This window comes from Pseudomonas sp. WS 5010 (assembly GCF_012985565.1).
Taxonomy (GTDB): domain Bacteria; phylum Pseudomonadota; class Gammaproteobacteria; order Pseudomonadales; family Pseudomonadaceae; genus Aquipseudomonas.
The window spans coordinates 550,467-562,736 of the sequence record NZ_JAAQWQ010000003.1 but is presented as its reverse complement, the minus strand read 5'-3'; the positions used below and the strand labels follow the sequence as shown (position 1 = coordinate 562,736).

Annotated in this window: 5 protein-coding genes; 4 read left to right on the top strand and 1 reads right to left on the bottom strand. The window is 62.9% G+C overall.

Annotated features, from left to right (window positions below; all coding sequences use genetic code 11):
- The first annotated feature begins 66 nt into the window (after positions 1-66).
- From HBO11_RS11455 to HBO11_RS11445, 3 genes are all read left to right on the top strand, one after another.
- Entirely contained in the window at positions 67-2,085 is a 2,019-nt protein-coding gene (locus HBO11_RS11455; RefSeq protein WP_169954492.1) for a TonB-dependent receptor, read from the top strand.
- Positions 2,086-2,924: 839 nt separating this feature from the next.
- Positions 2,925-4,262, top strand: a complete 1,338-nt coding sequence (locus HBO11_RS11450) for a carbohydrate porin (RefSeq protein WP_169954567.1) — start codon at positions 2,925-2,927, stop codon at positions 4,260-4,262.
- 100 nt (positions 4,263-4,362) lie between these two features.
- Positions 4,363-6,774, top strand: a complete 2,412-nt coding sequence (locus tag HBO11_RS11445; RefSeq protein WP_169954493.1) for a glucose/quinate/shikimate family membrane-bound PQQ-dependent dehydrogenase — start codon at positions 4,363-4,365, stop codon at positions 6,772-6,774.
- 186 nt (positions 6,775-6,960) lie between these two features.
- On the opposite strand, the gene HBO11_RS11440 is transcribed toward HBO11_RS11445, so the two are convergent.
- Positions 6,961-9,297, bottom strand: a complete 2,337-nt coding sequence (locus tag HBO11_RS11440) for a bifunctional diguanylate cyclase/phosphodiesterase (RefSeq protein WP_169954494.1) — start codon at positions 9,295-9,297, stop codon at positions 6,961-6,963.
- A 400-nt stretch (positions 9,298-9,697) separates the two neighbouring features.
- Here HBO11_RS11440 and lon point away from each other — a divergent pair, with 400 nt between their 5' ends.
- Positions 9,698-12,118: an endopeptidase La gene (lon, locus tag HBO11_RS11435; protein WP_262376934.1), complete on the top strand. Its 2,421-nt coding sequence runs from the start codon at positions 9,698-9,700 to the stop codon at positions 12,116-12,118.
- Positions 12,119-12,270 lie beyond the last annotated feature (152 nt).

Genomic DNA, 12,270 nt, shown 5'->3' with positions numbered 1-12,270 from the left:
AGGAAAAAGAGATGTTATATTGTAACTATTCATATCCAACCTCTCTGCTTTGCCAAGGAACCCCCGATGTCCCTCTCCCCTCTCTGGCGCCTGACCCCGCTGGCCGCTGCCCTGCTGATCAGTACCCAGGCCCACGCCCTGGAACTGCAACCCCAAGTCATCACCGGCAACCCGCTGGGCAGCCAACAACTGGCCTCGCCAAGCACCGTGCTGGAAGGCGATGACCTGACCCTGCAACAAAAAGGCAGCCTGGGCGAAACCCTGAACAAGCAGCCTGGGGTGTCGTCGTCGTACTTCGGCCCCGGTGCCAGCCGCCCGATCATCCGTGGCCAGGATGGCGACCGCATTCGCATCCTGCGCAATGGTGTCGGCGCGCTGGATGCCTCGTCGTTGTCGTATGACCATGCGGTGCCGCTGGACCCGGTCAACGTCGAGCGCATCGAGATCGTCCGTGGCCCGGCCGCCCTGCTCTACGGCGGCAGCGCCATCGGCGGGGTGGTCAATACCTTCGACAACCGCATCCCCACCGAAGCCATCGAAGGCATCCATGGCGCGGGCGAACTGCGCTACGGCGGCGCCGATACCACCCGCAGCAGCGCGGGCAAACTGGAGGCCGGCAACGGCACCTTCGCCCTGCACCTGGATGCCAGCGCACGGCAATTCAACGACCTGAAAATCCCAGGTTACGCCCGCAGCCGCCACGCTGCGGAAAGCGAAAACGGCCCCGGAAAAAACGGCCGCCTGGGCAACAGCGACGGGCGTCAGGACAGTGGTGCAGTGGGCGGTTCCTACACGTGGGACGACGGTTACGCCGGGCTGTCCTACAGCAACTCCGACAGCAACTACGGCTCGCCCGCCGAACAGGACGTGCGCATCCGCATGCAGCAGGAGCACTACGCCTTCGCGTCCGAGATCCGCAACCTGCAAGGCCCGTTTACCTCGGTCAAACTCGACGCCGGCTACACCGACTACGAACACCGGGAAATCGAAGGCGGCGAAACCGGCACCACCTTCAAGAACAAGGGCTATGAAGCGCGCATCGAGGCGCGGCACCAGCCCTTGGGGCCGTTCGATGGCATCGTCGGTGCCCAGGTCAGCCGTAGCGAATTTTCCGCACTGGGCGAGGAAGCTTTCGTACCGCAAACCGATACCAATGCCGGCGCGCTGTTTATCCTTGAAGAAATGCAGGCCACCGAACGCCTGAAACTGAGCCTGGGCGGGCGCCTGGAACACACCACCGTCGACCCGGATGGCAAAGGCAACGAGCGGTTTGCCAATGCCAACAGCTCCAGCAGCTTCACTGCCGGCAGCCTGTCGTCGGGTGCGGTCTACACCCTGACCCCGATCTGGTCGCTGGCCGCGACCCTGGGCTACACCGAACGCGCGCCGACCTTCTACGAGTTGTATGCCAATGGCGCCCACGTCGCCACCGGCACCTATGAAGTGGGCGATGCCAAGCTGTCCAAGGAAAAAGCCGTGGCCAGCGACCTGGCGCTGCGCTTTGACAATGGCACGCACAAGGGCAGTGTTGGCGTGTTCTACAGCCACTTTTCCAACTACATCGGCCTGCTGAACAGCGGTCGCACCTTGAATGACGAGGGCGAAGAGGCTGCCGATGGCATCCCGGAATACACCTACTCGGGTGTGCGCGCACGTTTCGTCGGCTTCGAAGCCCAGGACCACTGGAAACTTGGCGAAAGTGCCTACGGCAAATTTGCCCTGGAACTGTCGGGCGACTACACCCGCGCCACCAACCTGGATACTGGCGAAGCCCTGCCACGGATTGCTCCACTGCGTCTGAACAGCGGCTTGCTGTGGGAACTGGATCGCTGGCAAGCGCGCATTGATGTTGAGCATGCTGCTGGCCAGGGCCGGGTGCCTAGCAACGAAAGCGGCACCGATGGCTACACCACGTTGGGCGCCAGTGCCGGCTATCGCTTCAACCTGGGCGGCAGCCAGTGGCTGGCGTTCGTCAACGGCGAGAACCTGACCAACCAGACCGTACGCTATGCCAGCTCGATCCTGCGCGATATCGCGCCGGCACCAGGCCGTAGTGTGCAGGTGGGCCTGCGCACGACCTTCTAACAGACAGTGATGTTCAGCCTGTGGGAGCTATGTGTTGTCTAGCCAAACCCGTGCTGCAAACGAGCCCCCTGTGGGAGCGGGCTTGCCCGCGATGGCGGTGGGTCAGCCAGCTTATCCGGTGCCGACACAACGCTATCGCTGGCAAGCCAGCTCCCACATTAAATTCTGTTGTCTAGCCAAACTCGTGCTGTAAACGAGCCCCATGTGGGAGCGGGCTTGCCCGCGATGGCGGTGGGTCAGCCAGCTTATCCGGTGCTGACACAACGCTATCGCTGGCAAGCCAGCTCCCACATTAAATTCTGTTGTCTAGCCAAACTCGTGCTGTAAACGAGATCCCCTGTGGGAGTGGGCTTGCCCGCGATGGCGGTGGCTCAGCCAGCTTATCCGGTGCTGACACAACGCTATCGCTGGCAAGCCAGCTCCCACATTAAATTGTGTTGTCTAGCCAAACTCGTGCTGTAAACGAGCCCCCCTGCGGGAGCGGGCTTGCCCGAGATGGCGGTGGGTCGGCCAGCTTATCCGGTGCTGACACAACGCTATCGCTGGCAAGCCAGCTCCCACATTAAATTGTGTTGTCTAGCCAAACCCGTGCTGCAAACGAGCCCCCCTGTGGGAGTGGGCAAGCCTGCTCCCACATCGCTCTGCGGTATCTGCGCCGACTGTTACCAAATCCGAAATAATCCATCTTGCGATTAGCCCTTTCTCTCCCCGAGCCGGCGCTTTATCCTTGCCTGCAACAAACTGAAACGTTTCATCATTCAGCCAGACCTGACGAGCGTCCATCCCCCGGCCGCCGTTTGCGTACTAAAACCAAAAACTATTAAGACCTGCCCTTGCCTATGCCTGCTTTCCCAACACTGCGCCTGTGCGCTGCGCTGCTGCCTTTGTGCCTGATCGACTGCGCCCAGGCCGTCCCTGCCTTTGACCATGAGTCCCCGTGGATGCTGGGTGATCTTGGCGGCTCCCGGACAGCGCTGTCTGAGCAAGGCTACGACTTCAAGATCGACTACACAGGCGAGATGGGCAGCAACCTGCACGGCGGCTCGGACCATGACCGCACCGCTCGCTATAGCGACCAGTGGGCCTTCGGCAGTCACCTGGATCTGCAGAAGATCCTCGGCTGGCACGACGCCGAGTTCCAACTGACGATCACCGAGCGCAGTGGCAATAACATCAGCAACGACCGCATCAACGACCCGCGGGTCGGCGGCTTTACCTCGTCCCAGGAAGTCTGGGGCCGTGGCCAGACCTGGCGCCTGACGCAGATGTGGTACCAGCAGAAATTCTTCGACCAAAAACTGGATATCAAAGCTGGGCGTTTTGGCGAAGGCGAAGACTTCAACAGCTTCCCCTGCGACTTCCAGAACCTGGCGTTCTGCGGCTCCCAGGTGGGCAATTGGGTCGGTGGCATCTGGTACAACTGGCCGGTGAGCCAATGGGCGCTGCGGGTCAAATACCACCTGACGCCCGAGCTGTACGCGCAAATCGGCGCCTTTGAGCAGAACCCGTCCAACCTCGATCGCGGCAATGGCTTCAAGCTCAGCGGCAGCGGCACCCAGGGCGCCCTATTACCGGTGGAGCTGGTGTGGACGCCAACGTTCCACGACCTGCCGGGCGAATACCGCGCCGGCTACTACTACAGCAGCGCCAAGGCCAGCGATGTGTACAAGGACCGCCACGACCAACCCGCCGCCGTCAGTGGCGAGGCCTATCGCAGCGCCTCCAGCAAGCATGGCGTGTGGCTGGGTGTGCAGCAGCAAGTCACCAGCCTGGCCAGTGACCACTCCCGTGGCTTGAGCGTGTTCGCCAACGCGACGATGCACGATAAGAAAACCAACGCTGTGGATAACTATGTGCAGGCAGGTGTGGTCTACAAAGGCCCCTTCGATGCCCGCGCCCGCGACGATATCGGCTTTGCCGTGGCCCGCGTGCACGTCAACCCGGCCTATCGCAAGAACGCCCAGGCCCGCAACCAGGCCCGTGCGCTCTACGATTTTGACGACGGCGCGTACCTGCCGGTGCAAGACACCGAATACAGCGCCGAGCTCTATTACGGCGTGCACGTCAGCAACTGGCTGACCGTGCGCCCGAACCTGCAATACATCCGTCATCCGGGGGCCGTCGCCCAGGTGGATGACGCGCTGGTCGGCGGGATCAAGCTGCAAGCGTCCTTCTGAATCGCAATAAACGCAATTAGCCCTGAACCAAGCCTGTGCGCAAACGTCATCTACAGTGAACAAGCGCGGGACTACCTTAAACGTCACGGAGAATCACACTATGAGCACTGATGGTGCTTCAAGTCCAAGCCGCCTGCTGCCCAGGTTGCTGGGGATCTTGCTGCTGATCATGGGCCTGGCCTTGTTGGCCGGGGGCATCAAGCTGAGCATGCTCGGCGGGTCGCTGTACTACCTGCTGGCCGGTATCGGCATCACCCTGACCGGCCTCCTGCTGCTGGCCACGCGCCGCGCGGCGCTGGGCCTGTACGCGGTGGTGCTGTTCGCCAGTACGGTGTGGGCCCTGTGGGAAGTCGGCCTGGACTGGTGGCAACTGGTGCCGCGCCTGGCCCTGCTGTTCGCCTTGGGCATCGTCATGCTGCTGCCGTGGTTGCGCCGTCCCCTGCTGCGTGGCCAACCCGCCCCGCTGGGCACCGGCGCGCTGAGCGTGGCCGTGGTGCTGGCCGGCGCAACCGCCATCGCCAGCCAGTTCACCAACCCCGGTGAAATCAAGGGCCAACTGGACCGCGACGCGGTACCGGGCATGACCAATGCCGCGCCGGCCCAGGCCGATGGCGACTGGAATTCCTATGGCCGCTCGGCCTTCGGTGACCGTTACTCGCCGCTGGCGCAGATCACCCCGCAAAATGCCCACAAGCTGGTACCGGCCTGGACTTATCGCACCGGCGACCTGCCTGGCCCGGGCGACCCCGGCGAAACCACTGCGGAAAACACCCCGCTGAAAGTCAACGGCATGCTCTACGTGTGCACCCCGCACAGCCAGGTGATTGCCCTTGACCCGGATACCGGCAAGGAAATCTGGCGTTTCGACCCCAAGCTCTCGACGCAAAAAGCCGCGAACTTCAAGGGTTGGGCACACATGACCTGCCGTGGCGTGTCGTATCACGATGACGCAGCCTATGCCGCCACCGAGCAAAGCCCGGCCACCGGCGCCGCTGCGCCAGCCGCCAATGCCTGCCCGCGCCGCATCTTCCTGCCGACTGCCGACACCCGCCTGATCGCCCTGAACGCCGACACCGGCAAGATGTGTGAAGACTTCGGCGACAAAGGCCAGGTCGACCTGGGCGCCAACATCGGCACGTTCGCCCCCGGTGGCTACTACTCCACCTCGCCGCCAGCCGTCACCAAGAACCTGGTGGTGATTGGCGGTCACGTCACCGATAACGTCTCCACCGACGAGCCGAGCGGCGTGATCCGCGCGTTCGACGTGCACACCGGCAAGCTGGTGTGGAACTGGGACAGCGGCAACCCGGACGACACCACGCCGATTGCCGAAGGCAAGACCTACACCCGCAACTCGCCCAACATGTGGTCGATGTTCGCGGTCGATGAAAAACTCGGCATGCTCTACCTGCCGATGGGCAACCAGACCCCGGACCAGTTCGGTGGCTACCGTACCCCGGCTTCCGAGCTGCATGCTGCCGGCCTGACTGCCCTGGATATCGACAGCGGTAAAGTGCGCTGGCATTTCCAGTTCACTCACCATGACCTGTGGGACATGGACGTGGGCGGCCAGCCAAGCCTGATCGACATCAAGACCGCCGCCGGCGTGAAGCAAGCCGTGATGGCCTCGACCAAGCAAGGCAGCATCTACGTGCTCGACCGCGCAACGGGCGAGCCGGTGGTGCCGATCAACGAAATCCCGGTACCGCAAGGCGCGGTCGCGGGCGATCACACCTCGCCAACCCAGCCCAAGTCCGACCTCAACTTCATGCCACCGCCCCTCAAGGAACGTGACATGTGGGGCGTGACCCCGTTCGACCAACTGCTGTGCCGGATCGACTTCAAGTCCCTGCGCTACGACGGCCCGTTCACCCCGCCATCGCTGCAAGGCTCGATCGTCTACCCAGGCAACTTCGGCGTGTTCGACTGGGGCGGCATCTCGGTTGACCCGGTACGCCAGATCGCGTTCGTCAACCCAAGCTACATGGCGTTCAAGTCGACCATGATCCCGGCGGAAAAAATCGCCGCCATGGGCCCGCGTGTCAGCGAGACCGAAGGCGTGCAGCCGAACAAAGGCACCCCTTATGGCGTGGTCCTGGAAGCGATGCTCTCGCCCATGGGCCTGCCGTGCCAGGCGCCGGCCTGGGGTTATGTGGCCGCTGTGGACTTGACCAACAACAAGACCATCTGGATGCACAAGAACGGCACCGTGCGTGACAGCTCGCCAGTGCCCATCCCCCTGAGCATGGGCGTGCCAAGCCTGGGCGGGACCTTCACCACGGCCGGTGGCGTGTCCTTCCTCAGCGGTACCCTCGACCAGTACCTGCGTGCCTATGATGTGAAAAACGGCAAGCAACTGTGGGAAGGCCGCCTGCCTGCGGGCGCGCAAACCACCCCGATGACCTACACCGGCAAGGACGGCAAGCAATACGTGCTGGTCGTGGCGGGCGGTCATGGTTCCCTGGGGACCAAGCAGGGTGACTATGTGATGGCGTTCAAGCTGGCGGATTAAGCGACAGCTGCAACAAAAAACCCCGGGATTCCGGGGTTTTTTATTTGAAATACCGTTCAAATGTGGGAGCTGGCTTGCCTGCGATAGCGCTGGATCAGTTGGCATATGTTGCACTGACCCACCGCTATCGCAGGCAAGCCAGCTCCCACACAAGCCCTCTCCCACATGTTGACCGCGCCGGGCCCGTCACACCGTGCTGCGATCGCGGCGCATCCACATCTCAAAGGCCATGGCATTCAATGGCCGGCTGATCAGGTAGCCCTGGGCGGTGTCGCAATTCCATTGTTTGAGCAGCCTCAGGCTGGGTTCGAACTCCACCCCTTCGGCCACCACCTTGAGCCCCAGGTTGTGGCTCATCTCGATGGTCGAACGCACGATCACCGCGTCGCCGCTGGTGCTGTCGAGGTTGCGCACGAACGACTGGTCGATCTTCAGTTCCTGCACCGGCAAGCGCTGCAATTGGGCCAGGGACGAGTAGCCGGTACCGAAGTCGTCCACCGACAGGCTGATGCCACAGCCGCGCAATTGCTCGAGAATGCGCAACGCCTGTTCCGGGTTGTGCATGATCGCGCTTTCGGTGATCTCGAAAATCAACTGCCCGGCCAGCACCCCGTGCAGTTCCAGCAGCTCGGTGACCCGTGGTGCCAGCCCTTCATCGCCCAGGTCGTCCACCGAAATATTCAGCGACAGCTGCACTTCCAGCCCACGCACGCTCCACTCTGCCAACTGGCGGATCGCCTCTTCGATCACCCAGTGCGTCAGGCTGGCCATGCTGCCGGAGCGTTCGGCCAGGGGGATGAATTCGGCGGGGGACACCAGGCCCAGGGTCGGGTGCTGCCAACGCAACAGCGCCTCGGCCTGGCGCACATAGCCGTGGCGCAGGTCGAGCTTGGGTTGATAACACAGGAACAGTTCGTCTTCGATGGCGGCGCGGCGCAGGTCGCGGATCAGGCTGATCTGGCGTTGATGGGCGAGGTCGCGGTCCTGTTGATAAATCTGTAAATAGCCAGGCAGCGCGGCCGCGTCGTGACGGGCAATGGCGGCGCGGCTGATCAGCTCTTCGACCTGCTGGCCATCCTCGGGGTAGGCGGCAATACCCATGCTCACTTCGTGGCGCAGTTCGTCGCCACCGACCCGCTGCGGCTCGGTCAACAGGCTGTACAGGCGGTCGGCGCGGGCCACGGCGCTGTCGAGCTTGGTGTTTTCCAGCAATACGAGGAATTCGCTGCCGGTAATGCGCGCCGCCGAATCCCCCGCCGCCAGGCTCGACAGCAGGCAGCGGCTGGCCTCACGCAGCATTTCCTCGACGCCCTGGGGGCCAAAGCCTTCGTTGATCACCCGGTAGTTTTCAATCCCCAGGTACAGCACCACCACCGGCCGCCGCGCACTGATCGCACTGCCCAGGCGTTCCATGGCCAGGGCGCGGTTGGGCAGGCCGGTCAGCGCATCGTGCAGGGCGTTGTGCGCCAACTGCCGCTCGCGTACGGCAATGCCGCTTTGCATCGCGTTGAAGGCCCGGGCCAGCAGGCCGAACTCATCTTTGCCGCGCACCGCCACCGGGGTGCGGTAATCCCCGCCGCCAATACGCTCGGCCGCCTGCACCAGGGCATCGAGCGGGCGGGACACGCGGCGCGCCATCAACAGCGCGCCCACCAGCGAGACCAACAGGGCTGCCAGGGCGATGCCGAGAAACTGCCGGTCCAGCGGCGCAAAGGATTGCAAGGCATGGTCCAGCGGGCTTTGCAGTAAGGCCATGACTTGCCCGCCATCACCGGTGTTGGCCAGGGGCACGACCTGGCTGAGAAAACGCTGGCCGTGCAATTCGCTCATCTGCGCCAGCTCGGCGGTACTCGATTCCTGCAGCGCCTGGACGATGGCCGGGCGGTCGGCCGAGGGCTGGGTGCTGAACAGGGTGCCCGGCTGCCCCTGGTCCATGCTCATGAACGACACCTCCAGATTGCTCAGGGAGCGCAATTCGGCGGCAAACACCTCATCCATGGAAAAGCCCATGACCACCCGCGCAATGGGCAGCGGGTCCAGCACCTCTTCCTGCACCAGCAAAAACGGCTGGCCGGCCAGGGCGACGATCAACATTTGCAGGGAGTTGCGCCGGGCATGGCGCAGTGCATCGGCATAGGGGAAGGCTTGCTGCGCCGGCACGCCGGCCAGAGTGCTGACGATGACCTGGCCATCGAGCCCCAGCACAAACACCTCGCTGGAACGGATCCCGCTGCCATGCCGGCGCAGGGCTGCGAGGATCGGTGCCGGCTGGCCCTCGGCGACCGCGCGGCGAAATTGCTCGTCCACCGTCAGCCAGTCCAGGCCGTATTGCAGGCGCCGTCCGCGCAGGTCCAGCAGGCGCTCGAACACCCGGCTGCCGGTCTCCAGTTGCACCTGGGCCTGGTTTTCCACGGCGCGGGTGGTGGCAACCTTCACGGCGAAGTACACCGCGCCCACCACCACTAGCAGCAATAACCCCAACACCCCGACCAGCCGCGTCTGGAAGGCGTGGCGCCACTTCATTCGCTTGCCTCCTGGCAGCGTGCCCGCGCCCCAGCTCAAGCGTCCTTTTGTCATACGCATCCCTCGCGACTGCAGACCCGGTGTCAAATAAATGCCCGTTCTCTAGGGGCATTTGGAAAACCCAGATTAGCCGCAGCCGGGCAGAAGTAAACCTAATAAATGCGGGCGCCTGGCTGACATTATTTTGACGACAGATCACCGTCTAAACCCCGCAGGCAGGCCTCAAATCGCCGTGTTTTTTTGCGCAAGAGAGTGCCGGTGCGCGGTGACTTACCCGTTCCCGCAGCGGCACCGCGCTGACGTCGAAATATCATGCAATTTGTTGCTAACCACCCGCCGCCATTGAAACCACCGCTCACCTGCCCCATCTAACCTCCATACTTCACTATGCAGGTGCCCCATGAGCGACCAGCAAGAATTCCCCGATATCGACCTCAACGACTACGCCGATCCCGAAAACGCACAAACCCCGTCGTCCAACACCGGCCTGGCCCTGCCTGGGCAAAACCTGCCGGACAAGGTCTATATCATCCCGATCCACAACCGCCCGTTCTTCCCGGCGCAAGTGTTGCCGGTGATCGTCAATGAAGAACCCTGGGCCGAGACCCTGGAGCTGGTGAGCAAATCCGACCATCACTCCCTTGCGCTGTTCTTCATGGACACGCCACCCGAAGACCCACGGCATTTCGATACCTCCGCCCTGCCGCTGTACGGCACCCTGGTCAAGGTGCATCACGCCAGCCGCGAAAACGGCAAGCTGCAGTTCGTTGCCCAGGGCCTGACCCGCGTGCGCATCAAGACCTGGCTCAAGCATCACCGCCCACCGTACCTGGTGGAAGTCGAATACCCGCACCAGCCCAGCGAGCCGACCGATGAGGTCAAGGCCTACGGCATGGCGCTGATCAATGCGATCAAGGAACTGCTGCCGCTCAACCCGCTGTACAGCGAAGAGCTGAAGAACTACCTCAACCGCTTCAGCCCCAACGACCCGTCGCCCCTGACCGACTTCGCCGCCGCACTGACCTCGGCCACCGGCAACGAGTTGCAGGAAGTGCTGGACTGCGTGCCGATGCTCAAGCGCATGGAAAAAGTCTTGCCGATGCTGCGCAAAGAGGTGGAAGTTGCGCGCCTGCAAAAGGAAATCTCCGCCGAGGTGAACCGCAAGATCGGCGAGCACCAGCGCGAGTTCTTCCTCAAGGAACAGCTCAAGGTGATCCAGCAGGAGCTGGGGTTGACCAAGGACGACCGCAGTGCCGACGTCGAGCAGTTCGAGCAACGCCTGGAAGGCAAGGTGCTGCCGGCCCAGGCGCAGAAGCGCATTGATGAAGAGCTGAACAAGCTGTCGATCCTCGAGACCGGGTCGCCGGAGTACGCGGTGACGCGCAATTACCTGGACTGGGCCACTTCGGTGCCGTGGGGCGTGTATGGGGAGGACAAGCTCGACCTCAAGCACGCACGCAAAGTCCTGGATAAACACCATGCGGGGCTGGACGACATCAAGAGTCGCATCCTCGAGTTCCTTGCCGTGGGCGCCTATAAAGGCGAAGTCGCCGGCTCCATCGTGCTGCTGGTGGGCCCGCCGGGCGTGGGCAAGACCAGCGTCGGCAAATCGATTGCCGAGTCCCTGGGGCGGCCGTTCTACCGCTTCAGCGTCGGCGGCATGCGCGACGAGGCCGAGATCAAGGGCCATCGCCGCACCTACATCGGCGCCCTGCCGGGCAAGCTGGTGCAGGCGCTCAAAGATGTAGAAGTGATGAACCCGGTGATCATGCTCGACGAGATCGACAAGATGGGCCAGAGCTACCAGGGCGACCCGGCGTCGGCCCTGCTGGAAACCCTCGACCCGGAACAGAACGTCGAATTCCTCGACCACTACCTGGACCTGCGCCTGGACCTGTCCAAAGTGCTGTTCGTGTGCACCGCCAACACCCTGGACTCGATCCCCGGCCCGTTGCTGGACCGCATGGAAGTGATTCGCCTGTCGGGCTACATCACCGAAGAAAAAGTCGCCATCGCCAAGCGTCACCTGTGGCCCAAGCAGCTGGAAAAAGCCGGTGTGGCAAAAACCAGCCTGAGCATCACCGACGGCGCCCTGCGCGCGTTGATCGACGGCTATGCCCGCGAAGCCGGGGTGCGCCAGTTGGAGAAGCAACTGGGCAAGCTGGTACGCAAGGCGGTGGTCAAGCTGCTGGATGAGCCGGACTCGGTGATCAAGATCGGCAACAAGGACCTGGAAAGCTCCCTGGGCATGCCGGTGTTCCGTAACGAGCAGGTACTGTCGGGCACGGGTGTCATCACCGGCCTGGCCTGGACCAGCATGGGTGGCGCCACCTTGCCGATCGAGGCGACGCGCATCCACACGCTCAATCGCGGCTTCAAGCTCACCGGGCAGTTGGGTGAAGTGATGAAGGAATCCGCCGAAATCGCCTACAGCTACATCAGCTCCAACCTGAAGTCGTTTGGCGGTGACCCGAAGTTCTTCGACGAAGCCTTCGTGCACCTGCACGTGCCGGAAGGTGCGACGCCCAAGGACGGCCCAAGTGCCGGGGTGACCATGGCCAGTGCGTTGCTCTCGCTGGCACGCAACCAGCCGCCGAAAAAAGGCGTGGCCATGACCGGCGAACTGACGCTGACTGGGCATGTACTGCCGATTGGCGGCGTGCGCGAGAAGGTAATTGCGGCGCGGCGCCAGAAGATCCATGAACTGATCCTGCCGGAGCCCAACCGCGGCAGCTTTGAAGAGTTGCCGGAGTACCTCAAGGAAGGCATGACGGTGCACTTTGCCAAGCGGTTTGCGGATGTGGCGAAGGTGTTGTTCTGATAGTTCTGTAGCGCCTGCACTGGCCTCATCGCGGGCAAGCACGCTCCTACAGTTGGAATGCGTACTCTGTAGGAGCGGGCTTGCCCGCGATAGGGCCAGCACGGCCAACATCAACCCCCTGCTGTAACACCTTGTCTCATCTTCGGTTATGC